Origin of the sequence: Ruminococcus sp. OM06-36AC, assembly GCF_003438725.1 — a bacterium.
Taxonomy (GTDB): Bacteria; Bacillota; Clostridia; order Oscillospirales; family Ruminococcaceae; genus Ruminococcus_C; species Ruminococcus_C callidus.
The window spans coordinates 90,617-115,803 of record NZ_QSTT01000001.1 but is presented as its reverse complement, the minus strand read 5'-3'; the positions used below and the strand labels follow the sequence as shown (position 1 = coordinate 115,803).

The 25,187-nt window shown below is 51.9% G+C and carries 21 protein-coding genes and 1 pseudogene; 20 read left to right on the top strand and 2 right to left on the bottom strand.

Annotated elements, in window-relative coordinates; all coding sequences use genetic code 11:
* The first annotated feature begins 78 nt into the window (after nt 1-78).
* From DXB92_RS00550 to DXB92_RS00490, 14 genes and pseudogenes are all read left to right on the top strand, one after another.
* On the top strand, nt 79-2,019 hold the full coding sequence (locus tag DXB92_RS00550; protein WP_117731739.1) for an aconitate hydratase: 1,941 nt from the start codon (nt 79-81) through the stop codon (nt 2,017-2,019).
* Nucleotides 2,020-2,286: a hypothetical protein gene (locus DXB92_RS00545; protein WP_021680944.1), complete on the top strand. Its 267-nt coding sequence runs from the start codon at nt 2,020-2,022 to the stop codon at nt 2,284-2,286.
* Nucleotides 2,283-2,990: pseudogene (locus DXB92_RS14050) on the top strand (TraX family protein). The gene DXB92_RS00545 and the pseudogene DXB92_RS14050 overlap by 4 nt, the downstream one beginning before the upstream one ends.
* On the top strand, nt 2,991-3,353 hold the full coding sequence (locus tag DXB92_RS00530; protein WP_117731734.1) for a hypothetical protein: 363 nt from the start codon (nt 2,991-2,993) through the stop codon (nt 3,351-3,353).
* A gap of 130 nt (nt 3,354-3,483) precedes the next feature.
* Entirely contained in the window at nt 3,484-3,615 is a 132-nt protein-coding gene (locus DXB92_RS14250) for a hypothetical protein (protein ID WP_021680948.1), read from the top strand.
* A gap of 241 nt (nt 3,616-3,856) precedes the next feature.
* Entirely contained in the window at nt 3,857-5,071 is a 1,215-nt protein-coding gene (locus DXB92_RS00525) for an NADP-dependent isocitrate dehydrogenase (protein ID WP_117731732.1), read from the top strand.
* Between the two features lie 46 nt (nt 5,072-5,117).
* Nucleotides 5,118-5,744 carry a redox-sensing transcriptional repressor Rex gene (locus DXB92_RS00520; RefSeq protein ID WP_117731730.1) on the top strand — a complete coding sequence of 209 codons (627 nt, stop codon included), beginning with the start codon at nt 5,118-5,120 and terminating at the stop codon, nt 5,742-5,744.
* Nucleotides 5,745-5,812: 68 nt separating this feature from the next.
* Nucleotides 5,813-6,514, top strand: coding sequence for a 2-C-methyl-D-erythritol 4-phosphate cytidylyltransferase (gene ispD, locus DXB92_RS14045; RefSeq protein ID WP_242986576.1), 702 nt, complete (start codon nt 5,813-5,815; stop codon nt 6,512-6,514).
* Nucleotides 6,515-7,003, top strand: a complete 489-nt coding sequence (ispF, locus tag DXB92_RS14040; protein ID WP_242986575.1) for a 2-C-methyl-D-erythritol 2,4-cyclodiphosphate synthase — start codon at nt 6,515-6,517, stop codon at nt 7,001-7,003. It begins immediately after the preceding gene.
* A gap of 99 nt (nt 7,004-7,102) precedes the next feature.
* Nucleotides 7,103-7,330: a hypothetical protein gene (locus DXB92_RS00510; protein ID WP_117731728.1), complete on the top strand. Its 228-nt coding sequence runs from the start codon at nt 7,103-7,105 to the stop codon at nt 7,328-7,330.
* Complete coding sequence (locus DXB92_RS00505; protein ID WP_021680954.1) at nt 7,327-8,505, top strand: aminotransferase class V-fold PLP-dependent enzyme; 1,179 nt, start codon at nt 7,327-7,329, stop codon at nt 8,503-8,505. The genes DXB92_RS00510 and DXB92_RS00505 overlap by 4 nt, the downstream gene beginning before the upstream one ends.
* 170 nt (nt 8,506-8,675) lie before the next feature.
* The gene (gene cdaA, locus DXB92_RS00500; RefSeq protein WP_242823479.1) at nt 8,676-9,629 is read left to right on the top strand and encodes a diadenylate cyclase CdaA; all 954 of its coding nucleotides are present in this window, start codon (nt 8,676-8,678) and stop codon (nt 9,627-9,629) included.
* Nucleotides 9,562-10,974, top strand: a complete 1,413-nt coding sequence (locus DXB92_RS00495; RefSeq protein WP_117731726.1) for a CdaR family protein — start codon at nt 9,562-9,564, stop codon at nt 10,972-10,974. The genes cdaA and DXB92_RS00495 overlap by 68 nt, the downstream gene beginning before the upstream one ends.
* Before the next feature lie 369 nt (nt 10,975-11,343).
* Nucleotides 11,344-14,013 (top strand): DUF5620 domain-containing protein, encoded by a 2,670-nt coding sequence (locus DXB92_RS00490; protein WP_117731723.1) that lies wholly within the window; start codon nt 11,344-11,346, stop codon nt 14,011-14,013.
* Between the two features lie 76 nt (nt 14,014-14,089).
* Here DXB92_RS00490 and sigE read toward each other — a convergent pair whose 3' ends face one another.
* Together sigE and DXB92_RS00480 are read right to left on the bottom strand one after the other, a co-directional pair.
* Entirely contained in the window at nt 14,090-14,833 is a 744-nt protein-coding gene (sigE, locus tag DXB92_RS00485) for an RNA polymerase sporulation sigma factor SigE (protein WP_117731721.1), read from the bottom strand.
* Between the two features lie 15 nt (nt 14,834-14,848).
* Entirely contained in the window at nt 14,849-15,658 is an 810-nt protein-coding gene (locus DXB92_RS00480; protein ID WP_117731719.1) for a sigma-E processing peptidase SpoIIGA, read from the bottom strand.
* Between the two features lie 430 nt (nt 15,659-16,088).
* On the opposite strand from DXB92_RS00480, the gene adhE reads away from it, so the two are divergent.
* From adhE to DXB92_RS00450, 6 genes are all read left to right on the top strand, one after another.
* Nucleotides 16,089-18,725: a bifunctional acetaldehyde-CoA/alcohol dehydrogenase gene (gene adhE / locus DXB92_RS00475; RefSeq protein ID WP_021680962.1), complete on the top strand. Its 2,637-nt coding sequence runs from the start codon at nt 16,089-16,091 to the stop codon at nt 18,723-18,725.
* 24 nt (nt 18,726-18,749) lie between these two features.
* Nucleotides 18,750-19,493, top strand: coding sequence for an aminoglycoside phosphotransferase family protein (locus DXB92_RS00470; RefSeq protein WP_021680963.1), 744 nt, complete (start codon nt 18,750-18,752; stop codon nt 19,491-19,493).
* A gap of 418 nt (nt 19,494-19,911) precedes the next feature.
* Complete coding sequence (locus DXB92_RS00465; protein WP_117731717.1) at nt 19,912-21,036, top strand: type II CAAX endopeptidase family protein; 1,125 nt, start codon at nt 19,912-19,914, stop codon at nt 21,034-21,036.
* Nucleotides 21,037-22,028: 992 nt separating this feature from the next.
* A complete protein-coding gene (locus DXB92_RS00460) occupies nt 22,029-22,496 on the top strand; it encodes a type II secretion system protein (protein WP_117731715.1) in 468 nt (155 codons plus the stop codon).
* 381 nt (nt 22,497-22,877) lie between these two features.
* On the top strand, nt 22,878-23,270 hold the full coding sequence (locus tag DXB92_RS00455) for a DUF559 domain-containing protein (protein ID WP_117731713.1): 393 nt from the start codon (nt 22,878-22,880) through the stop codon (nt 23,268-23,270).
* A gap of 650 nt (nt 23,271-23,920) precedes the next feature.
* Complete coding sequence (locus DXB92_RS00450) at nt 23,921-25,171, top strand: type II secretion system F family protein (RefSeq protein WP_117731711.1); 1,251 nt, start codon at nt 23,921-23,923, stop codon at nt 25,169-25,171.
* Nucleotides 25,172-25,187: the final 16 nt, after the last annotated feature.

Sequence of the window (25,187 nt, the reverse complement as noted above, 5' to 3'; positions counted from 1 at the left end):
TTTCCCTAAGGAATCGTACTTGTGAATGTATGGCTTGCCGTGTATTTGCAGTGCCAACTACGAAAGGAATGATATTGAATGGGACTGACCCTGACGGAAAAGATCCTGAAAGCACATCTGGTGGAAGGTGAAATGGTAAAGGGTTCCGAAATCGGAATCCGGATCGACCAGACCCTGACACAGGACGCAACCGGTACAATGGCATATCTGGAATTTGAGGCAATGGGCGTTCCGCGTGTACGTACAGAACGCAGCGTGGCATACATCGACCACAACACCCTCCAGAACGGCTTTGAAAATGCAGATGACCACCGCTTTATCGGCAGCGTTGCAAAGAAGCACGGCATTTATTTTTCCCGTCCCGGCAACGGTATCTGCCATCAGGTACATCTGGAGCGTTTCGGCGTTCCGGGAAAGACTCTGATCGGCTCTGACAGCCATACCCCGACTGGCGGCGGTATCGGTATGATCGCGATGGGTGCCGGCGGTCTGGACGTTGCAGTGGCAATGGGCGGCGGTACTTACTACATTACCTGCCCAAAGGTGGTAAAGGTAGAGCTGACCGGCAAGCTGTCCCCGTGGGTAGCGGCAAAAGATGTCATTCTGGAAGTACTGCGTCGCATGTCCGTAAAGGGCGGTGTCGGCAAGGTCATTGAATACTGCGGCGAGGGCGTCAAGACTCTGTCTGTTCCGGAACGTGCAACCATTACCAACATGGGTGCAGAACTGGGTGCGACCACTTCTATTTTCCCGTCGGACGAGGTGACCAAGCAGTTTCTCGAAGCACAGGGCAGAGGCGAAGTCTGGAGCGAACAGAAGGCAGATGCCGATGCAGTTTATGATGAAGAACTGCACATTGATCTGAGCGAACTGGTGCCCTTGGCTGCATGTCCGCATTCTCCGGACAATGTCAAGACCGTGGCAGAGATCGGCAAGCTGAAGATCGATCAGGTCTGCATCGGCTCCTGCACCAACTCCTCCCTGCTGGATATGATGAAAGTGGCTCATATCCTCAAGGGCAAGACTGTCAATCCGGACGTTTCTCTGGCAATCGCTCCTGGCTCCAAGCAGGTGCTGAACATGATGGCAGATATGGGCATTCTGGGCACCCTGATCGCAGCCGGTGCAAGAATTCTGGAAAGTGCCTGCGGTCCGTGCATCGGTATGGGACAGTCCCCGAACTCCGGCGGTATTTCCCTGCGTACCTTTAACCGGAACTTCCTCGGACGCTCCGGAACCAAGGACGGTCAGATCTATCTGGTTTCTCCGGAACTGGCTGCATATTCTGCACTGACCGGTTATCTGAGCGACCCGAGAGAACTGGGCGAAATGCCGGACTTCGTGCTGCCGGAAAAATTCACCGTCAACGACAACATGATCGTTCTGCCGGCACCGGAAGAAGAAATGGACAAGGTGGAGATCCTCCGCGGACCGAACATCAAGCCGTTTCCGGAAACGACTCCGCTGGAAGCAACGATCGAAGCTGGCTGCTCACTGAAGGTCGGCGACAACATCACCACCGACCACATCATGCCGGCAGGTGCAAAGATTCTGCCGCTGCGTTCCAACATTCCGGCAATTTCGCAGCACTGCTTCACAGTTTGCGATGAAGCATTCCCGAAGCGTGCCAAGGAAATGGGACAGAGCATTATCGTAGGCGGCTCCAACTATGGACAGGGTTCTTCCCGTGAGCATGCCGCACTGGCTCCGCTGTATCTGGGTGTCAAGGCAGTTCTGGTCAAGAGTTTTGCCCGTATCCACCGTGCAAACCTCATCAACGCCGGCATTCTGCCGCTGACCTTCGTCAACGAAGCAGACTATGAGAAGATCTCGCAGGGCGACGTACTGGAACTGGCAGATATTCGCAAGCATATCGAAGCCGGCGAAACCACACTGACACTGGTCAACAAGACTACCGGTGCAGAGATTCCGGTACTGTGCGAACTGACCGGACGCACCAAGGACATCATTCTGGCAGGTGGTCTGCTGGATTACACCCGCGACAAGCTGAGCAAGTAAGTGGCTGATCCGGAAACGAAAAAGAAAATCGAAAGATACCGGCAATTCCGGAAAGATTACGGGAATCATTTGTTTGCCGTGTTGATGATCGTCTTTGTCTATGCAATGCTTACCGATCATGACATCATGGACTATTTGCATCTGCTGCGGGAACGTCCGGTTTCCGGAATCGGGCTGGCAGTACTGTTGCTGCTGGTTGCTGCCGGTCTGTATGTGCTGAGAAAGCTGCTGCGGGAACTGCGGCAGGATCGGGAGAAACGGGAATGACAAACACAAAAGGATTTCTCAACCGCAACCAGCTGAAATATCTGGTGATCGCAGCCATGCTCATTGACCATATTGCGTGGGCATTTGTTCCTACAGCGTCGCTGCTGGGGCAGGTGATGCACATCATCGGGCGGCTGACCGGTCCGACTATGGCGTATATGCTGGCGGAGGGGTATCACTATACCCGCAGCGTAAAGAAATACGCCATGCGGCTGGGTATTTTTGCCGTGATCTCGTGGCTGCCGTTCAGCTATTTCGAAAGCGGCGGCATTCGTCCGGCGTTCGGCGTGATCTATACGCTGTTCCTCAGCCTGCTGGCGATCTAGTTCTGGGACAAGGCAAAATGCTCTGTTTCCGTAAAATGGCTGGCAGTGCTGGTGCTCTGTATCCTGTCTGTGTTTGGCGACTGGGCGATGTTCGATGTGCTGTATGCACTGACCTTTTTCCGGTATCGGGAGAATCCCAGGGAAAAATGGCTGACGTTCAGCGGTATTACACTGGTGTGCTGTGTCAGCATGCTGGGAAATGAACCCATATGGAGTGGACTGTTCCAGCTGGGCATCTTTTTGGTGATACCGTTAATACAATATTGCTACAACGGCGAAAGCGGTAGCAAAAAGCCGTTTCACAAGTGGTTTTTCTATGTGTTCTATCCGCTGCACCTGCTGGTGCTGGGGATTCTTCGTTGGGTGGTGTTTGCGTAAATGAAGCAGGACAGGCAGCAGGAACTGCATTTCGAAGATCTGGCAAAGCAGTTTACGGAAGATATTTCCCGAAGTAAGCGGATATTTTTCATGGAAGATGCCATGCAGGACAACACCATGCGAAAATCCGTGCAGAAGCATCGGCGGAAAATGAAACGGAAAACAGTTCTGGAATACGCAATTGCTTTTTCAGCAATCGCAGTGGGACTTCCCGTTTTACTGTGGTATCTGTACCGTCAGTTTTTGCTGTTCCGGCAAATGCCGGAGGTGGTGCAGTTCTACTTGCAGCGTCCGGTTCTGGGCGTGGCAACGCTTCTGGGCGGCGGTTTGTTTGCATGGGCACTGTACCATGCGAAAAAATAAGAGCCTGTAGGAAAGGTGTGGACAAGCATGTTCGGATTCTTCAAAAAGAAAAAAGCACCGGAGCAGGTATCTGATATGCCGTGTGTCCTGGCGATAGCCGACTGCATCAGCCGCAGCAATCCGGCAGTGCATGCTGCTCTGCGGCGTGGACATTGACAGTGATGACTTACAGTTGATTTTGGTGACAACCGCGGAATATGACAAAATTTCTGCGTTGGCAGAACAAGCCGGACACCGCATTGCTCCGGCGGAAACATTGTAATGCCTGAACAGAAACGCAGTGAAAAGTATGAAGGCAATACCGCACAAAGAGCGTCTGGCGACTTTGCACGCCATCTGCTTGCAAATTTCCCGTCATATTTCACAAAAATGCTCGTGAATACATCAAGTATTCACTCCGCTTTTTGTTTCATCTGACGAAAAATTTGACGACGCATCTGTCGCACAATCTTTGTGCGGTATTGCCTAAACGCAATGAGAAACAATTTGAGGAGGAAAATCAAATGGCAAAAATTCAGATGAAAACGCCGCTGGTCGAGATGGACGGCGACGAGATGACCCGTGTTCTGTGGCAGTGGATCAAGGACATTCTGCTGACACCGTATGTAGACCTGAAGACCGAATACTACGATCTGGGGCTGGAATATCGGGAAAAGACCAAGGATCAGGTAACGGTAGACAGTGCCAACGCCACCAAGAAGTACGGCGTTGCTGTCAAGTGTGCCACCATTACCCCGAACGCTGCAAGAATGCCGGAATACAACCTGTCCCAGATGTGGAAAAGCCCGAACGGCACCATTCGTGCCATTCTGGACGGCACCGTTTTCCGTACTCCGATTCTGGTAAAGGGCGTAGAGCCGTATATCCCGACTTGGACTGCTCCGATCACCATTGCCCGTCACGCTTACGGTGATGTGTATAAGAACACCGAAATGAAGGTAAAGCAGGGCTCTAAGGCAGAACTGGTCGTTACCGATGCAGAGGGCAACGAGAGCCGCGAACTGATCTTCAACTTTGAGGATACCGACGGCATCATTCAGGGCCTGCACAACAAGAACAACTCGATTGCTGGCTTTGCACGGGCATGCTTCAACTATGGTCTGGATCTGCATCAGGACGTTTGGTTTGCAACCAAAGATACCATTTCCAAGAAGTACGACCACACCTTCAAGGATATTTTCCAGGAGATCTACGACAACGAGTACAAGGAAAAGTTCGAAGCAGCAGGCATTGAATATTTCTACACTCTGATCGACGATGCAGTGGCTCGTGTGATTCGTTCTCACGGCGGCTACATCTGGGCTTGCAAGAACTATGACGGCGATGTAATGTCCGATATGGTTTCCACCGCTTATGGCTCTCTGGCAATGATGACTTCTGTTCTGGTTTCTCCGGACGGCATCTATGAATATGAGGCTGCACACGGCACTGTGCAGCGGCACTATTACAAGTACCTCAAGGGCGAAGAAACTTCCACCAACTCTGTGGCAACGATCTTTGCATGGAGCGGTGCACTGCGGAAACGCGGCGAAATGGACAACCTGCCGGAACTGATCGCTTTCGCAGACAAGCTGGAAAAGGCAACCATTCAGACGATCGAAGACGGTGTCATGACCGGCGACCTGTATCTGATCTCCAAGCTGGAGAATAAGAAGAAGGTCAACTCCAAGGAATTCCTGGAAGCAATCAACGAGCGTCTGGTAAAGCTGATGGCGTAAGAACCGGCTTACAGAATGGAAATCGGTTTATAGGAGAGCGATTCGTTTGACACAAAAATATGATGCATCGTCGTCTGTCGTGCGGCGGCTGCCCCGTTATTATCGGCTTCTGGGCGAACTGGAACGAAACGGACAGGTCCGCACTTCCTCGCGGGAACTGGGCAGGCGGCTGGGTATGACGGCATCGCAGATTCGGCAGGATCTCTGCTGTTTCGGCTGTTTCGGACAGCAGGGCAGCGGCTATTCCGTGGTGGAACTGCGGGAAAATTTACAGAAGATCATGGGTCTGACGGAACAGCTTCCGGCGATCGTGGTCGGTGCAGGCAGTCTGGGAAAAGTGGTTTCGGAAAACGTCCGCTTTGAACAGCGTGGCTTCCGGCTGGTGGGGATTTTCGACATCAAGCCGGAACTCATCGGCAGACAGCTTGCCGGACTGCCGATCCAGTCCATGGACGAATTGGATGATTTTTGTGCTGCCAATCAGCCGGCAGCTGCGGTGCTGTGTCTGCCGAAAGAATCGGCACAGGCAGTGGCGGAACGGCTGGTTTCGCTGGGAGTACGGGGACTGTGGAATTTCAGTCACTGTGACCTCGCCGTGGAGCAGGCACAGGTTGTGACCATGCATCTGGACGACAGCCTGATGACGCTTTCTTATAAGCTGCATAATCTATAAGCCAAAAGGGTACCGGTTTCAATAGGAACCTGTGCCCTTTTTTGGAAAGATGGAAAGGAAAGATGACCATGTCACAGACACAAGATACCTCTGTCATTCTGGTGTGTGCCGGAAACGCCACCAGAATGCAGGGGAAAAATAAGATTCTTCTCCCGCTGGGAGATACTAACGTCATCGGTATGAGCATGCGTGCATTTGAAGCCTGCCCCAGAGTGGCAGAGATCATTGTAGTGGCACGCCCTGCCGACCATGATGCCATTCGGGAAACCGCAGAGCAGTGCGGCATCACCAAGTTTCACGCCATTGTTGCCGGCGGTTCGACCCGACAGGAAAGCGTTATGTGCGGACTGCGGGCACTGTCCAAGGGCACGACAATGATCGCCGTACACGACGGTGCAAGACCGCTGGTCAAAACGGAGCAGATCGCACAGGTGATTCAGGACGCGTCTGTATTCGGCGGGGCAACGCTGGGCGTACCGGTGAAAGATACCATTAAAGTTGTCAACGACCGGCTGATCGTGGACACCCCGTACCGTCCTCATCTGTACATCACCCAGACACCGCAGGTGTTCAAGCGGCAGCTGTACTTTGAAGCAGTGACGTTTGCCGAGGAGCATGCACTGGATTTCACCGATGACTGCCAGTTGATCGAGGCGATCAACTGCAAGGTCTACATGACCGAGGGGGACTATACCAACATCAAGATCACTACGCCGGAGGACATTGCCATTGCAGAGATTCTGCTGGCACGGCAGAAGGAGGAAGCATAAATGGAGAGATTACCGTTTCGGATCGGGCACGGCTATGACGTGCACCGCCTTGTGGAAAACAGAAAGCTGATTCTGGGCGGCGTAGAGATTCCCTATGAAAAGGGACTGCTGGGGCACTCTGATGCAGACGTGCTGCTCCATGCGGTTTCCGATGCTCTGCTGGGGGCGTTGGCACTGGGGGACATCGGCAAGCATTTCCCCGATACAGATCCTGCCTATGCCGGTGCTGACAGTTTGAAGCTGCTGGAACTGGTGGTGGAAAAAGTGCGGGAACAGGGCTACGCAGTAGGCAATCTGGACGCAACGGTGCTGTGCCAGAAGCCGAAGCTTGCCCCTTATATCGGCTCCATGCGGGAAAAGATCGCAGCAGCATGCGGCGTATCCGCAGAGCAGGTCAGTGTAAAAGCGACCACGGAAGAAAAGCTGGGCTTTACCGGCGAAGGACTGGGCATTTCTGCTCACTGTGTGTGCCTGCTGGTAAAGGCATAAAGGAAACATTGCCATAACTCCTGTCACCCCATTGCTGTCCCTTTGCATATACTGAAACGGGGAAGTGTTTCCCCGATTTTATTGCAAAGGGGTGAGAAGATGTTGGAATGTAAGGCGGCAATGGTTTCGTATACGCAGGCAAATCAGGCAAAACGGGTGTTGCAGCAGCATGGCATCTCCAGTGCGATCTACCGGCTGGAGCATCTGGGGCCAGAGGGCTGCGGCTTTGTCCTGAACGCGAATGCAGACTGCGGCCGTGTATTCGCACTTCTGTCCAGAGAGGGGATCCCGTTCCGGAGTCCTCAGGAGGGGCGTGATGTCCGGTGACAGTCAATTTTGATAATGCAGCGACCACGTATCCCAAGCCGCCGGAGGTTCGCCGTGCGGTGGCAGATGCAGTGGTACGCTATGGAAATGCCGGACGCGGCGGGCATGTGATCGCAGAACGCACGTCGGAACTGGTCTATCACGCCAGAGAAACCGTGGCGGAATTTTTTGATGCCAAGGTAGAGAATACGATTTTTACCCTGAATTGCACCCACGCTCTGAACGTGGCAATTCAGGGCATTCTCAAATCCGGCGACCATGTGATCTTCAGCGATCTGGAACACAATTCGGTCTACCGTCCCATTATGGCACTGGCACGGGCAGGAAAGGTCACCTACAGCATGCTGGAGGTTTCTGCCGACAACAGCGAAACGCTGCGGCGGCTGGCGGGATTGGTTCGACCAAATACCAAGGCGGTGGTCTGCACCATTGCCAGCAACGTGACGGGGCAGATCCTGCCCTATCGGGAAATCGCCCAGTTCTGCCGCAGCCGGAACATCTGCATGATCGCAGACGGGGCACAGGCATGCGGGATCCTGCCCCTGTCATTGGAACGGGACGGCATGCATATCCTGTGTACCGCCGGTCACAAGGGGCTGTACGGCAGCACCGGCACGGGAATCCTCATGACAGACTGCACATTTCCCATACAGCCGCTGATGCAGGGCGGCACAGGCAGTGCTTCCCGCAGTCCGGAGCAGCCGGACTTTTTGCCGGATCGTCTGGAATGCGGCACGCTGAACGTGATCGGAGCCGCGTCCCTCTGTGCCGGCATCGATTTTGTGCGGCGGCAGACGGTGGCAGGCTTGTACCGTCACGAGAGCCACCTCTGCCAGCTGCTCTGCGATGCACTGGCGGAGATACCGGAGATCACGGTCTACCGGCAGCCGGACGTGGCATATGTGCCCATTGTTTCCTTTACGGTGGCAGGGGCTTCGCCGGAAGAAACCGCAGACTACCTGAACCGGCAGGGGTTCTGTCTGCGTGCCGGACTGCACTGTGCACCGCTGGCTCACGAAAAGCTGGGCACCAAGGACGGAACAGTTCGGTTCGCTCCGTCGGTGTTCAGCAGGGCATCAGATACGCTGCGGCTGGCGGCAAACCTGAAAAATTATGTCAATATTCTGAAAAGTCCCGAAAACCTATTGAAAAATTCCGGTGATATGTTACAATAGGTATATGGGATATGTTTTGAACAGAAAATCGGCAGACAGGAGGCACAGCATGCCTTTTGTCTGCTACATAGACGAATTGCCAATGACAAAATACAGGAAAGCAGGAAACAGAGCACGCCTGTTGGCTCTGTTCCCTGTTTCCACAGAAGTCGGAAAGGAAGATGATGCACATGGCTTTACGGGATATACTGGATATGATTTTCAGCGTCATCAAAACAGCACAGCCGGTGGACATACTGGATATACTGGTACTCTCCTATGTGGTATATCTCGGAATGAAACTGATACGGGAAACACGTGCCGGTCAGCTGATCAAGGGTATTTTTCTGTTGCTTCTCGTGTACATTATCGCTTCATGGATCAACATGAAAGCCATTTCCTATCTTCTTTCCGAAACGCTGAATATTGGCTTGATCGCTCTGATCATTTTGTTCCAGCCGGAGCTGCGGCGAACGCTGGAAAAGGCAGGGTATACCAAACTGGGGCTGCGGTTCAGCGGCAGCTCCAACGTGGACAGCGGTGTGTGGAGCCGCACCATTGATGTGATTTGCGATGCCTGTGTAGAACTCTCGGCGACCTCAACCGGAGCATTGATCGTCATTGAACGGCAGACACGTCTGGGAGAACAGATCGACAACGGCACGATACTCGATGCGATTCCCAGCAAGGAATTATTCGGGAATATCTTTTTCAACAAAACGCCGCTGCATGACGGTGCAGTGATCATTCGGGACGGCAAGATTCTGGCGGCTGCATGCTTTCTCCCCAAGCCTCAGAAAGAGGAACTTATCAATAAGCGGCTGGGTTCCCGCCATCGTGCGGCGATCGGCATGAGCGAAAACTCTGATGCCATTGTGATCGTGGTTTCAGAGGAAACCGGTGCCATTTCCGTGGCGGAAAACGGCGTGCTGAAAAGCGGCTTTACGCGGGAATCCCTCCACCAGCTTCTGACCAAGCGGCTGATTACCGCCAGCGAGGAAACCACGATCGGAAAGGTGGCACGGAAGATCCCGTTCCTCAAACGGCACCACAAGGACGACGGAAAGGAGAAGGACAATGCCCAAAAATCTCTGGAAGAACCGACAGAAAAAGACATCACAGAAGAATCGGAGCAGCGGCACTAATGGGACATTGTTCCAGCGGCTGTACGAGAGCCGTCCGGCAATGATGGCAACTTCGGTGGCGATTGCCATTGTTCTCTGGTTTGTGATCTCCATTGCCATTTATCCGACCACACCCCGTACCCTGCACCATGTGCCGCTGAAAGTGGAAATTGCCGGCACTTCTGCCGAGGAAAACGGACTCAGCGTCATCGACTATGACGTACAGGACGTGACGGTCCAGATCGAGGGCAATCGCTCCAAGGTGGGCAACATTGATGCGAACAATCTGACGGCAACGGCTGTGGTGGAAAATGTCACCTCTGCCGGCACGAAAAAGCTTTCCATTACGGTCAGCGGCAATGAAAACGAACAGTTCAATGTCAAGTCCATTTCGCCCGCTACAGTGAATGTGACCTTTGATAAAATCGAAACCTATACCTTTGAGATCAAGGCTTCTGCTCCGAATCTGACATTTGCAGACGGCTGTGTGCTGGACGAGGAGAACTTCGCCTGCACACCGTCTACCATTGATGTCACCGGTCCCCAGCAGCAGCTGAATCAAGTGGCATACTGCGTGGCAGAAACCCAGCAAAAGGAGCAGCTGAGTGCCTCCAAAATTCTGACCACAGATACGCTGCTCTTCTATAATGAAGCAGGCACACAGGTAGACTCCACAGATTTTACCTATGATGTGGCGGCGTTCTCGCTGGAAGTGCCGGTACTGTATCAGAAAACCATGGACATCACCTATCAGATCACCAATGCACCGGCAAACTTCGATCTGGAAGCTCTGAAAAAGCGGCTGAACCTGTCAGAACAGCAGATTACCCTCGCAGCACCCAATACCTCTATGGAGGAAATGAGCGAGTTCAACATTGGTTCAGTGGCTCTGCGGGATATTGATCTGAACTACTCCAATGACTTCGTAGTCAATGTGCCGGACGACTATGTGAACCAGTCCGGATTCTCTACCGTGACATTGGCACTGGATTCCACAGATCTTGTGAAAAAGGATTTTGTCATCTCGGATATTGGCGTAGTCAACGCACCGGCAACGTATAATTTCAATGTGTTGACCCAGCAGCTGAAAGTCAGCATTATCGGTCCGGCTGATGTGATGGAAACGCTGGATGCCAGCGACCTCACCGCCAACGTGGATCTGCTGAGTTACTCCACGCAGGCGGGAGCCGTAGACGGTGACACGGTGACCTTTAATTATACGCCTACGATCACTTGCAGCAAGTACAATACCGTATGGGCAACTGGTGATTATCGTGTTGCGGTGCAGGGCGTGCGGACATCGGGCAATCCGACTGTGAATTCCGAACAAACGCAGTCAGATCTGTCGGAAAATAGCAATCATTAACAAGGGAAAAATTGGATAAAGTATAAATGAAAAGGCGGCGTTTCAAAGAGCTGCCTTTTCTTTTTTTATTTAAAGTCGTATTTTTGTTTCTATGTGAAATACTTTTATGCAACATGCACAAAACAAAACACATAAATTCTCCTGTCAAGTTCGAATGTTAATAGTTTATACATTTACATTCGAGGGGAAAGTTGTTATAATAGTGTATAGCTAAAAAATGAATGTGTCATTTTTGAAGCGTAAACGCCGCGGACAGTCTGCCGTCCACGACGGACAATAAGACAGCTGATTGCATATCAGCTGACATTCGTGCATACAAAAGAAATTGGGACTGATGAAAACCAATTAAAAGAAAAAGGAGCGATATATATGAGCAAGATCATTCGCAAAAGAGTCAGTGCACTGCTTGTCAGTGCACTTATGGTGGCAAGTTCTGTTACAGTTACTTCCGGCAGCTTTTTTGTTGAAGCAGCAGGAAGTACTGTAACGATCGGAAAGACACTGGAAACCTCCGTTCCGAATCCGGAGGACAAGGACAATCCGCTGAACGCAGACAAGTGCACATATCTGTGCAAGGCTGCAACTGATAAGTATACTTCGTTTACAGATACCGAGGGCAAGTCGCCGGCGGATATTTGCGGCGACAGCATCACCACCTTGCAGTTTAATCTGAAGTCTGATCAGATGGTCACAGATTTCTCCTACTACTTTGGTGCATCGGACACCAAGGCAAACGGCTACTGGTGGGGCTTTGAGAAAACGGATTCCAAGGGTGCTATCAAGTGCACACCGTATGCCAAGGAATTCTCTGTAGTTGTAGAACTGCCGTCCAGCGTAGCCAAGGAGCTGACTAGCAATAAGGATGCAAAGTTCCAGTTCCAGAACTGCTATACCGGACTGATTGACGAAGAAGACCAGTCCACCCGTACACAGGATGCCAGCATTGAACTGGTTTCTATTACGGTAAACGGTACGGAAGATACCAGCAACGGTGAAAAGCCGTGGTGGATCAAGGTCGTTGACCCGACTCTGCCGAAGGGCGAGGAAAACACCGGCGGTCTGTACTACTCCAGTGCAAACGGCAACGGTGAGATCAGTTCCGTAGAGCAGAACGGTGACACTATGACTGTTAAGTCGCTGCACTCCCTGAAGCTGGATAATCTGGACATCAAGCTGACACCGGGTGACAACTGCAGCGAAGAATATTATGCTTCTGATGCATTCAAAGAAAAGAACAACGGTGTGGCTTATGAATCTGAATCGCAGATTCGTGAAGCTGGTCTGCCGCTGAACAGCCACAAGTTTACTTATGGTGAATTCAATTTCATTCCGGGTGCAACTGTTGCCAGCAATGCAAAGGTAAAGTCCCTGAGCGTTACCATCAAGCTGGACGATGAAAGTGCAAATGTGAACCGCTTTATGTATGGCGGCGGTCTGAACGTGAAGTATAAGAGCCTTGCAGATACAGAGTATGCGAAGGAGCAGGCTGGTCTGAAGGGCGGTTCCGGCGAAGGCGGCGTAGCCAAGACGGTAGGCTATTGGTACAATGATGTTGGTGCAGAAACACTGGCAGAATGCACCGAAGCCGGCGTAAAGTGGGGCAACGGCGAAGGCGACTTCAAAGTTGGCGGCGGCACTGATCTGGCAAAACAGGAGATGGGCAGCTACTTCACAGTTACGTGGGACGTTCCGGAACAGGTCGTTGACTGCGAAACACTGGCAGAAAAGAGCCAGATTTCCTTCCAGCTGTGGTATGCAGCTCTGAAGGGCGGCAAGTTTGTGGACTGCAGCATTGTTTCCGCAGCCCTGACTTATGAAGAAAGCATTACATTCCCGTACAGCGGTTCTGCTTCTGTGAAGAATGCAGGTACTGAAATGACCGGTACAGCTGCGGAGATCCCGTATGCAGATTTCGGCATGAAGTATGAAAAGACTGCTGACGTATATGCAGTACAGTTCGATGTAACTACCGATCAGGAAGCAAATCAGGTTCTGGTTGGTGCAGGTACCACGATGCTGGAAAAAGCTGGATTTCCTGACAACTGGTTCCAGTCTGATGACCTGTTTAAGAATGAAGGTCTGAACAGCACAACTTCGGCAATGCTGTATTGGGAAAAGAGCACCGCAGGCAATCGTCCGGACTCTAACGATGACACATTGGCAGATGAGGCGTACAAAGACGCTTCCGGTACAAAGACTTATACCTATATGTGGATCATGCCGCCGTCTGTTGCTGAGGGAATCCGTCAGGAAGAAACCGGCAACCTGCTGAATGCACTGAATGCAGTGGATACCGAATCGGAAGATGCACATCTGAGCTTCGGCGTCTGGTATGCAGGTCTGGGCAGCAAGGAATCCAGCAAGTACACCATTAACAACGTAACCGTTTTCTATGCAGCAGACGACAAGAACAACGAGAAGAAGCTGGATATGTTCGAGGATACTCTCGAAGTACAGGATTCTATCGATGTTGTGATCGGCGAAAGCGAAACTCTGACAGTGAACATTCCGAACTGCACCGGCACCATGGCAGACAGAACCGTTGCAGGTGTAGCAGCAGACAAGGACGACGCTCTGAAGCTGGTTATCACTGGTAAAAATGTTGGCTCTAGCACGCTGACAGTTACCACACCGGGCGGTCAGACAAAGGAAGTTATTGTAAACGTGCTGCCGCAGCAGACTACTGTTACAACAGCTGAAACAACCACCACTACCACAACCAGTGCAACGACTACTACCACAGCAAAGCCTACTTCTACAACAGAAAAAACCACTGCTACCGTTGGTTCTACAGAAACCACCACTACGACAGAAGAAGTGATCATTCCGCTGTATGGCGATGTGAACTGCGACAGCCGTGTAGACATTACCGATGCAGTTATGCTGAACAAGGCAATTGCCGGTGTTGTAACACTGGGCACCCGTCAGCAGAAGGCAAATGCAGACTGTGACGGCGATGGCGAAATCGCTTCCAACGATGCAGTCGCTTTGCTGAAGTTCCTGGTATCTCTGGTAAAGCAGCTGCCGTATGCAGACTAATGCACACTTGAGCAATTTTCTAATCATTTTATCATAACTCAAAAGAGCCGCAGAGCGAAATGCCCTGCGGCTCTTGTTATTTGCTGGCGGTGTGGGTGAGGGGCTGGTCTGCCTCCTCCAGTTTTTTTCGGAGCTTGCGAATGATCTTCTTTTCCAGTCGGGAGATGTAGGACTGGGAAATGCCAATGGCTTCGGCGACCTCTTTCTGAGTGCGTCCCTTGCCGCCGCAGAGCCCGAACCGCATCTGCATGATCTCCTGTTCCCGCGGTCCCAGTTCTGAAACCGCTGCGAGAAGCATCTCCCGTTCGGCTTCGTTTTCAATGTCGCGGCTGACCACGTCCTCGTCCGTTCCCAGAATATCTGACAGCAGCAGTTCGTTGCCGTCCCAGTCCGCGGAAAGCGGCTCGTCAATGGAGATCTCTCCCCGCAGCTGGGCGTTTTTCCGCAGCACCATGAGGATCTCATTTTCAATGCAGCGGGAGGCGTATGTCGCAAGCTTGATCTTTTTTTCGGGGCAAAATGTTTCCACCGCCTTGATGAGCCCGATCGTGCCAATGGAGATCAGATCCTCCAGTCCCAGACCGGAGGATTCGAACTTTTTGGCGATGTATACCACCAGGCGGAGATTGTGCACGATCAGCGTTTCGCGGGCTTCGGTGCTGCCGGCATGCAGCTGGGCGAACACTTCCTGTTCCTCCTCCTTGGACAGCGGCGGGGGAAAGGTGTCAGAGCCGTTGATGTAGTCGATGCGGCAGGGACCGGACAGCAGTTCCCGCAAATGGCAGAGCAGTTTCCGGAACTTCGGAAAATCGATGGTCATAGAAAAAATCTCCTTTCATTCCATGAGCATAGGGTGAAAAATGGCACTTGGCTGCGTGCCGGCAATGCCGACCATGGCGTGTACGCTGCGGCTTTTCTCCGTGGAGAGGTTGCGGATACAGACCTCGTCCGGTCGGAACAGGGGAACCAGTCCCTCTGCGGTCACTGTGGTACAGGGCACCAGCCGGTAGCCGCGAAGCTGTTCCACCGGTGTGCCGGCAAGCAGCGGCTCCAGTGCGGCAGCACTGCACACAATGACCGGCGTACCGGAAAAGGTGTCGGTGAGGTTGTTTCCGGTGTCGGCAAGTCCGTCCAGCATCAAGCGGCGTTCGCCCAGCCGCAGAAAGACCTGAAACCGGCTGTCGGTGTGGCGTTTCCTGCCGCGGAGCAGGGTGCAGAGATGCAGCAGAGAATATGCCGCGGCAGTGAATAGAATCAGCTGAAACAGGGAAAAATCCAGATAACAGCAGCTGTTCCCCCATGTGGCAAAGCCCTTTTGTGTCAGACTGCCGATGCCGAGAATCGCCCCCGCCAGCAGAAAGTTGCAGAGAAAAAAGCAGCTCCACTGGCGGAAGAAACTCTCCCGATGCAGACCGAACGCCATTGTCACGGACAGAGCAGCTGCCAGAAGCTTACACACCAGCTGAAACCATGCCGGCAAGGGCGGCAGCAGGATCAACAGGGAAAACAGGCTGCTCCCCGCCGCTGCCAGTCCGCACCGTATCCAGTGCAAAGGCGTATGCGTCAGTTTTGCCGCAGCACGCAGCAAAAAATAGTTGACATAGAGGCTCTGCAGCAGCAGAACGTCCAGATAGATCGTGGGCACTGTTCATCACCTCTTTCAAGAGTATAGCATGTTTTCCATGCGATACCTGTCGGGAACAGGGGACGGCTGCGGGCGGAAATCGGTGAACAATCTGTGGCTTGACGAGAGGACGGGAAATATGCTATAATAGCAGTGACAAAGGTGTCACAGATGGGGATCTATGGACATCATTGTCACAGAAGAAAAACCGTCCATGATTCAATGGAACCGACCGGTACAGTCCGCATAAGAAATGCTGCTGTACTTTCCACAAATCTCTCACGCTTTGGAAATCTCAGGGCAATACCGCACAAAGAGCGTCTGGCGACTTTGTACGGTATTGCCTCAGGACTTGTTTCGTATCTTTGGATGCAAACAGCCGCCTCGGGGGATTCTTCTACCCTGAGGAGCACCGGACTGTTTCGGCGTTTCCCAAAAAAGGAGTATTTGAATGAATCAAACAGAAAACAATCGACCGTTAGTGGATGGCGTTCCGGCGTTGGAACGCAAGCTGGAGGAAGTGCGTCGTGCACAGGAACAGTTTGCAACGTTCTCGCAGGAACAGGTAGACCGGATCTTCCAGGCAGCGGCTCTGGCAGCCAATCATGCCAGACTGCCGCTGGCAAAAATGGCTGTGGAAGAAACCGGTATGGGTGTGGTAGAAGACAAGGTGATCAAGAACAACTATGCCGCCGAGTATATCTACAACGCCTATAAGCACACCAAAACCTGTGGCATTATCGAACAGGATCCCGCTTATGGCACCATGCGGATCGCAGAACCGATCGGGGTAGTGGCTGCGGTCATTCCTACCACCAACCCCACCTCTACCGCGATTTTTAAGTCGCTGATCTGCTTGAAAACCAGAAATGCGATCATCATTTCGCCCCACCCCCGTGCAAAAAAGAGCACGATCGCTGCGGCAAAGATCGTACTGGACGCAGCAGTTAAGGCTGGTGCACCGGAAAACATCATCGGCTGGATCGATGTGCCGTCTTTGGAAATGACCAATACCCTGATGCAGGAGGCAGATATTATTCTGGCTACCGGTGGTCCGGGCATGGTTCGTGCGGCGTATTCCAGCGGAAAACCGGCACTGGGCGTTGGTGCCGGCAACACACCGGCAGTCATTGACGCTTCTGCGGATATTCAGAAAGCAGTCAACTCGATCGTACACTCAAAGACATTCGACAACGGCATGATCTGTGCTTCGGAGCAGTCGGTCATCGTGGATACCGGCATCTATGACACTGTCCGGAAAGAATTCCAGAAGCGTGGCTGCTATTTCCTCACACCGGAGGAAACTGAAAAGGTAAGAAAGACCATTCTCATCAACGGAGCACTGAACAGCAAGATCGTAGGACAGCGGGCGGCTGCCATTGCCGGACTCGCCGGCGTGACGATCCCGCAGGAAACGCGGGTGCTGATCGGGGAAGTGACCTCGGTGGACATCAGCGAAGAATTTGCACATGAAAAACTCTCTCCGGTGCTGGCAATGTATCGCTCGGAGAATTTTGAACAGGCTGTAGCATATGCCGACCAGCTGATCAGGGACGGCGGCTACGGTCATACGGCTTCGCTCTATGTGGACGAAGTCAACCACAGAGAAAAGATTGACCAGTTTGCAGCACGTATGAAAGCGTGCCGTATCGTGATCAATACCCCGTCCTCTCACGGCGGTATCGGCGACTTGTACAACTTTAACCTTGCACCGTCCCTGACGCTGGGCTGCGGCTCTTGGGGCGGCAACTCGGTTTCGGAAAATGTCGGTGTCAAGCACCTGCTGAATATCAAAACTGTCGCTGAGAGGAGAGAAAATATGCTGTGGTTCCGCACACCGCAAAAGGTGTACTTCAAAAAAGGCTGCCTGCCGGTGGCTCTGCGTGAGATCGAAGAAGTCCTGCACCGGAAGCGTGCATTTCTGGTAACAGATGAATTCCTGTTCAAAAGCGGCAAGATGAGCTGCATTACGGAACCGCTGCAGAAAATGGGCATTCCGTATCAGGTATTCTCTGATGTACAGTCCGATCCCACACTGGCGTGTGCCAAGGAGGGTGCGGAACTGATGCGGTCGTTCCAGCCGGACGTGATCATTGCACTGGGCGGCGGCTCCGCAATGGACGCAGCAAAGATCATGTGGGTGCTGTATGAACATCCCGATGCAGACTTTGCAGACATGGCAATGCGGTTTCTCGACATTCGCAAGAGAACCTATGAGTTCCCTGAAATGGGCGAAAAGGCATATTTCATTGCAGTGCCGACTTCCTCCGGTACTGGTTCGGAAGTGACACCGTTTGCGGTGATTACCGATGAGGCGACCGGTGCCAAGTATCCGCTGGCAGACTATCAGCTGCTGCCGAACATGGCGATCATTGACACTGACCTGATGATGTCCCAGCCCCGTGGCCTGACTGCGGCTTCCGGTATCGATGCCATGGTACACGCACTGGAAGCATATGCCTCGGTAATGGCAACCGATTTTACCGACGGTCTGGCACTGAAAGCACTGAAGAACATCTTCACCTATCTACCGGAGTGCTACGAAAACGGCGAACATGCACCGGTGGCACGGGAAAAGATGGCGAATGCTTCCACCATGGCAGGTATGGCGTTTGCCAATGCCTTTCTGGGTGTGTGCCACTCTATGGCACATAAGCTGGGTGCATTCCACCACCTGCCTCATGGCGTGGCAAATGCTCTGCTGATCACCGATATTATGCGGTATAACATTGCAGATGCTCCCCAGAAAATGGGCACTTTCTCCCAGTATCCGTACCCGAACGCTCTGCCCCGCTATTGCGAGTGTGCAAGATTCGTGGGCGTGAACGGCAGCACGGACGAAGAAGTATTCGAAAACTTCCTTGTGAAGATTGAGGAACTGAAAGCAAGGGTGGGCATCAAAAAAACCATTCGCGACTACGGCGTGACCGAAGAAGCATTCCTCGCGACACTGGACGACATGTGCGAACAGGCATTCGATGACCAGTGCACCGGAGCAAATCCCCGTTATCCGCTGATCTCGGAGATCAAGGCAATGTATCTCAAGGCGTTCTACGGCGAAGTGCCGGCAGAAGCTGCTGAAGCATAATTCCACTGTGAAAGGAGCGTATCAATGATGGAACCGTTATTGGAAGGGCTGGAGAAAACCAGCTATCGGGAAGGCGATACCCGCGTAAAGGTGTTCGGACACGGCTATCTGAAGTCCGACATTCTGAATGAAGCACTGAATCAGGCAAGAGTAGAAGAAACCGGTCTGCGGATCCCGAAGCTGCTGGAAGTGCGGAAGGCAGACGGCAAGTGGGCGATCGTGACGGAATTCGTGGAAGGGGAAACCCTCCAGTCCATGATGGAACAGCACCCCGACAAGATGCACAACTATATGGAACAGTTCGTGCTGCTGCAAAAGGAGATCCAGAGCAAGCGGTCGCCGCTGCTGACGAAGCTGAAAGACAAGATGAACCGGAAGATCAGCCAGTCTGGACTGGACGCGACCACCCGCTATGACCTGCATACCCGCCTGAATGCCATGCACGACCACATCAAGGTTTGCCACGGGGATTTTCACCCCAGCAACGTGATCGTGGACAAGGACGGCAGACTGCACGTTATCGACTGGTCCCACGCCACACAGGGCAATGGCAGTGCTGACGCTGCCAGAACATTCCTGCTGTTCAAGCTGGAGGGGAAGGACGACTGGGCAGAGCTGTACCTGAAAATGTTCTGCGACATGAACGACGTGGCAAGACAGTACGTTTCCCAGTGGATGCCGATTGTGGCAGCATCGCAGCTGGTGAAGCACAAGCCGGAGGAAAAGGACTTCCTCATGCGTTGGATCGACGTATTCGACTATGAATAAACGCATCAGCAAAATGATGCATCAAGAAACGAAGCGGACGGGGCGACCTGTCCGCTTTTTGTATGCCGTTTTTTCGAATACGGTGCACGGAAATCAATTTTCATGATAGCCTCCCCTGAAAGGGGAGGGGGACCGCCGTTAGGCGGTGGAGAGGTTTTTTCGTAAAATCTTTTTATGACGTTTTCGGTATAAGTGGAAACCCCTCAGTCAGTGCTACGCACTGCCAGCCCCCCTTTCAGGGGAGCCTCACTTGTCAAACTTCATAATTTGGCACAATTTAAATCAACATATTTTTGAAAATTGATTTTCGTGAATACTGTGAAAGCCCCTCTGTACAATTCCCGAAAAATATGGTATACTGTTGTATATTCAGGAAAAGCTGCGTGACAGCTTTCCTTAACGCGAAGGAGGTCAACCCATGACAAACGAACCCTATACCGAGGAAACTGCGGGGCAGATCGACCCGCAGAATCCTTTTGAAAATGCATTGGAAAACGCCGCATACCGGACGGATTACCGGCGTTTTCTGCCGCAGATCCTGTTGCCGGACTTTCATATCCCGCTGTTTCCGGAACGGGAGGAGCGTTCCCGCATTCGCCGCCAGATGAACACCGCCGGAGCAGGGGCGTTGCTGGGCTGTATGGGCAGCCAGCTGTTGTTCCCGCTGACGATCATGGTGCTGCTGTTGTGCATGGACGGCACGGCGGCTTCCTACTTCAACGGCGACCAGTCCGGAGCAATTCACACCATGGAATCATCGGGCATCTACATGGCGCTGCACTGCCTGATCTTCGGGGGAATGAACACGCTGGTGGCATGGCTGGGCTGCCGCCGTATCCGTCAGCCGCTGGGCGGACTGTTCCGGACGACGGATTTTTCCGGCTGGAAAGCCTTTCAGTACATCTGCATCGGCTTCGCATTGCAGCAGCTTTCCGTGGTGCTGTACGCGGTGACAAAGCTGCTGCATCTGGAACTGCCGGAAGCATCTTTCGACTATTTCCAAAGCACCCAGTCCATGCTGCTGGCGTTGCTGTACACCTGTGTGCTGGCTCCGGTGACAGAGGAACTGCTGTTCCGCGGCTTCCTGATGAAAAGCCTGTCGGCGGTCAGCGTCCGCTTCGGAATCGTCACCAGTGCCCTGCTGTTCGGGCTGATGCACGGCAATTTCCAGCAGTTTATTCTGGGCTTCGTCATGGGGCTGTTTCTGGGGAAGATCGTGGCACGGCATAACTCTCTGCTGCCGTCCATACTGGTGCACATGGCAGTGAATACCAACAGCATGGTGCTGTCGCTGCTACAGGAGAAGCTGCCGGAGAAAGTCGTCAATGTGGGAATCCTGCCGTTTGGTATGGCGGCACTGGCGTTTTCGATCATGGGCGTGTTGTTCTGGCTGCTGTACGAACGCCGCCAGCCCCTGCCGTATCCCACCCAGAAGCAGGCGACCCGAAGCCGCACCGCGATGTTCTCGCCGGTGCTGGTGCTGGCTGTAGTCGTGCTGGCGGGATTTATGGTGTTCCTGGCAGTGCGTGGGGCGAATGGGTGATGCGTTTGCTGGGAGAACGGCAGAAAAGGTGTAGAAAAAAGGCTCCCTTGAAAAGGGAGCTGGCAGCCGTAGGCTGACTGAGGGATTATCTCGTGAAATCTGAAACAAAAGAAAAAGATTTCAGTGAAAATCCCTCCACCGCCTGTGGCGGTCCCCCTCCCTTTTCAAGGGAGGCAAATTCAAGGGAAGCAGAAAAAGGCACCCGCAGGCTGACTGAGGGATTATCTCGTGAAATCTGAAACAAAATAAAAAGATTTCAGTGAAAATCCCTCCACCGCCTGCGGCGGTCCCCCTCCCTTTTCAAGGGAGGCAAATTCAAGGGAAGCAGAAAAAGGCACCCGTAGGCTGACTGAGGGATTATCTCGTGAAATCTGAAGCAAAAGGAAAAGATTTCAGTGAAAATCCCTCCACCGCCTGCGGCGGTCCCCCTTTTCTTTTCAAGGGAGGCAGAAAAAGGTGCCTATTAAAAAATTCCCGCAACATTCTCCCCTCAACTCCCGCAAAATGTAACGCGTTACACGATTTTTAGAGAAAATGTATCAAATTCGCGGAAAAGTTGGGAGTAATTTTTCGTTTGCATTTTGAAGCGGAAAATCGACTGCATTTGAGAAATCTCCAGAATCAAAATAGTTTTATGTGAAATTCGACACGATTTTATCAAAATCAGAGCTGCATTATCGGAATCGTACAAAATCGACTAAAAAATGGAATCGAAAAGCCACGCAATTCTGCCACTTTTCCGGTGCATTGTAGATGTGTACAAAAAATATGCTTGTTTGTTGTTCCAAATGCAGAATATGCACAAATGATATTGACAACACCGCCAGATTGTGCTATAATAAACTTGCAAACAACGAGAGGGAACGTTGATAAGAACTCTCGTTTGATTCTCCTGAAACTCCGGACGCGATGCCGGCTAGACGCGAAAGCGGGGATTTCGGGAACAAGGTTATTTTATTTTACTAAATCAAATTTGAAAGGTGGAAACCAATATGAAAACCCCAATGAACGTATTCAACACTGCAATGAAGAAGAAAAAGAACCGCAAGGGCTTCTCCCTCGTCGAACTGATCGTCGTTCTGGTCATCATGGCAATTCTGGCCGCTGCACTGATTCCGTCTTTGACTGGTTATATTAAGAAGACAAAGGAACAGAGTGTGCGTAGTGAGTGCCAGTCTGCTGTTCAGGCAGCACAGACAATTGCTTCTGGTGCATATGCTGCTGGAAACGGTGAATATGAAGTGAATAGCGTGGCTATTAAGTTTTCTGATATTGCAAAAGGTACTGCGATTACGACAGGCACATATAATACTGCGATTGAATTTTTAGCAGAAGTTCCGTCTGGAACAGTGACAAGTGTTACCGTTGATACGGATGGACGCGTTGTAGCTTTGACTTATACTCGTAATAATACAACATCTACATATACAATGAGCAATAATGTTGGCACATATTCGTAATCTAGACGTTTCTTAAGTATCTAATTAAGTAACTAAGACAATAACAAAGCATTCAGCACATTGGGTGCTGGGTGCTTTGTTTGGTTTCCGGCGGTTTTGTCATTCTGTCGTGGTTTTTTCACATTTGTGAAGAGATTGTGTGGAGGTGGACTATAAGGTAAAAAAGGCTCCCTTGAAAAGGGAGCTGGCAGCCGCAGGCTGACTGAGGGATTATCTCGTGAAATCTGAAACAAAAGGAAAAGATTTTGGTAGAATCCCTCCACCGTCTGCGACGGTCCCCCTCGTACTGAGCGGTCCCCTCTGCCCTGCGGGCATCTCCCCACCCCGTGGGGAGTCACCCTTTTCAAGGGAGGCAGTTGCAAGTTGCTTAAAGGATTTGTTATGGAAAAAGATTATCATTTTACTGGCTACAATAAAAAATTGTGCGATACTGCTCGAATGCTTCGAAAAAACATGACAAAACAGGAACGACATTTGTGGTATGACTATTTGAGAAAAAGTTCTCCTACATGGCTTCGGCAACGCGTGATAGACCAGTACATTGTTGATTTCTATTGCAGTAAGGCAAAACTGATAATCGAATTGGACGGCTCTCAACATTATACCGTGGAGGGTGAGGAATATGACAGCGTTCGAACGGAAGTGCTGGAGCAGTACGGGCTGGAAGTTATCCGATTTTCAAATGATGAGATTGACAGACACTTTGATGATTCGTGCCGGTATATCGAAGAAAAAATAAAGGAACGAATCGGCGAATATCCTGTGTATCGTTGAAGAAAGTAAAAAGGCTCCCTTGAAAAGGCACCCATAGGCTGACTGAGGGATTATCTCGTGGAATCTGAAACAAAAGGGAAAGATTTCAGTAGAATCCCTCCACCGTCTGCGACGGTCCCCCTCCCTTTTCAAGGGAGGCAGAATTCAAGGTGCAGAAAAGGCTCCCTTGAAAAGGCACCCGTAGGGCGTGCCTTGTGCTGAGCTGGCAGCCGTAGGCTGACTGAGGGATTATTTCGTGGAATCTGAAACAAAAGGGAAAGATTTTGGTAGAATCCCTCCACCGTCTGCGACGGTCCCCCTCCCTTTTCAAGGGAGGCAGAATTCAAGGTGCAGAAAAGGCTCCCTTGAAAAGGCAGCCGTAGGCTGACTGAGGGATTATCTTGTGGAATCTGAAACAAAAGGGAAAGATTTCAGTGAAATCCCTCCACCGCCTGCGGCGGTCCCCCTCCCTTTTCAAGGGAGGCAGAATTCAAGGTGTAGAAAAGGCTCCCTTGAAAAGGGAGCTGGCAGCCGTAGGCTGACTGAGGGATTATCTCGTGAAATCTGAAACAAAAGGAAAAGATTTCAGTGAAATCCCTCCACCGTCTGCGACGTTTTCCCCTTTTCTTTTCAAGGAAGGCAAAAAACCACACCAAAAAGAGGTGAATACAGTGCCAAATTACAAATATCGTGCCACAGCCATGAGCGGAAAAATGGTGCGTGGGACGCTTGCTGCTTCCGATCCGGAGGCACTGCTGAACGAACTGAAAAAGAAAGATCTGTTCTTGCTGGACTACACCCAGACCAGCAAGACTTCGTTCGGCTCCAAGCTGAAAGCCAAGGAACTGACGGACTTTTGCCGTCAGCTGGGCAGCCTGCTGGACGCGGGCGTTTCGGTGATCCAGTCGTTCAATATTATTTCCAATCGTGCCAGCATTTCCAAGTTCGCGAGAAAATGCTTCTCTGACATCACCACCGACCTGAAACACGGCAAGGCGTTGTCCGATGCAATGGCAGATCAGGGCAAGGTGTTCCCCGAACTGCTCATCAGTATGGTGCGTGCCGGCGAGGCAAGCGGTAAGATCGGGGATACGTTTATCAACATGGGCGAGCATTTCCAGAAACAGCAGCGTATCAAATCGCAGGTCAAGGGTGCTCTGGCGTATCCGCTGGTGCTGGTCATTCTGCTGGTGCTGGTCATTATTGTAATGTTTACGTTTATTCTCCCCATGTTCGGCGATATGTTCACCGATATGGAACTGCCGCTGATGACACGGATCCTCATGGGCATGAGCGATTTCCTTACCCATTATTGGTATGTGGCGATCGGCGTGGTGGCGGCAATTGTGGTTGTCTTTGTCATGCTGATGCGAACGCCGGCTTCCCGTCTGGTGATCGACCGCATGATCGTGCACCTGCCAAAAATCGGCAATCTGGTGCGTATCGTCTATACGGCAAGCTTTTCCAGAACGCTGGCTTCGCTGTATACCAGCGGACTTTCCATTTTGAACGCCCTGCAAATCTCGCGGGACACCGTGAACAACAGCTATCTCCGTTCCCAGTTTGACGACTGTATCAAGAGCATCCGCGTGGGCAACGCCCTGTCGGAATCCATTATGGCAATGGACGGCTTCGACAGCAAGCTGGGCGATACCATTAAAGTCGGCGAAGAAACCGGTAAGCTGGACGCAATGCTGCTTTCCACCGCGGACGACTACGAATATGAATCCAGTGCCGCGATCAAGTCCATGATGTCCATTATCGAACCGCTGATGATCGTCATTCTGGGTGTTGTCGTTGCCGGCGTTATGGTTTCCGTTCTCGTTCCCATGTACTCCATGTACGGCAATATCGACGAAAACACCGGTGCGGTCTTCTCGTGGCTCGCACAGACCGCAGGACGATTCCTGAACCGGTTCTAAGAGAAAAAGAGGTGAA

Excerpts from the sequence above, each read along its gene's own strand:
- DXB92_RS00550 (WP_117731739.1), top strand. The coding sequence starts at position 79 with ATGGGACTGACCCTGACGGAAAAGATCCTGAAAGCACATCTGGTGGAA.
- DXB92_RS00530 (WP_117731734.1), top strand. The coding sequence starts at position 2,991 with ATGAAGCAGGACAGGCAGCAGGAACTGCATTTCGAAGATCTGGCAAAG.
- DXB92_RS14250 (WP_021680948.1), top strand. The coding sequence starts at position 3,484 with ATGCTGCTCTGCGGCGTGGACATTGACAGTGATGACTTACAGTTGATT.
- DXB92_RS00525 (WP_117731732.1), top strand. The coding sequence starts at position 3,857 with ATGGCAAAAATTCAGATGAAAACGCCGCTGGTCGAGATGGACGGCGAC.
- ispD (WP_242986576.1), top strand. The coding sequence starts at position 5,813 with ATGTCACAGACACAAGATACCTCTGTCATTCTGGTGTGTGCCGGAAAC.
- ispF (WP_242986575.1), top strand. The coding sequence starts at position 6,515 with ATGGAGAGATTACCGTTTCGGATCGGGCACGGCTATGACGTGCACCGC.
- DXB92_RS00510 (WP_117731728.1), top strand. The coding sequence starts at position 7,103 with ATGTTGGAATGTAAGGCGGCAATGGTTTCGTATACGCAGGCAAATCAG.
- cdaA (WP_242823479.1), top strand. The coding sequence starts at position 8,676 with ATGGCTTTACGGGATATACTGGATATGATTTTCAGCGTCATCAAAACA.
- DXB92_RS00495 (WP_117731726.1), top strand. The coding sequence starts at position 9,562 with ATGCCCAAAAATCTCTGGAAGAACCGACAGAAAAAGACATCACAGAAG.
- DXB92_RS00490 (WP_117731723.1), top strand. The coding sequence starts at position 11,344 with ATGAGCAAGATCATTCGCAAAAGAGTCAGTGCACTGCTTGTCAGTGCA.
- sigE (WP_117731721.1), bottom strand. The coding sequence starts at position 14,833 with ATGACCATCGATTTTCCGAAGTTCCGGAAACTGCTCTGCCATTTGCGG.
- adhE (WP_021680962.1), top strand. The coding sequence starts at position 16,089 with ATGAATCAAACAGAAAACAATCGACCGTTAGTGGATGGCGTTCCGGCG.
- DXB92_RS00470 (WP_021680963.1), top strand. The coding sequence starts at position 18,750 with ATGATGGAACCGTTATTGGAAGGGCTGGAGAAAACCAGCTATCGGGAA.
- DXB92_RS00465 (WP_117731717.1), top strand. The coding sequence starts at position 19,912 with ATGACAAACGAACCCTATACCGAGGAAACTGCGGGGCAGATCGACCCG.
- DXB92_RS00460 (WP_117731715.1), top strand. The coding sequence starts at position 22,029 with ATGAAAACCCCAATGAACGTATTCAACACTGCAATGAAGAAGAAAAAG.
- DXB92_RS00455 (WP_117731713.1), top strand. The coding sequence starts at position 22,878 with ATGGAAAAAGATTATCATTTTACTGGCTACAATAAAAAATTGTGCGAT.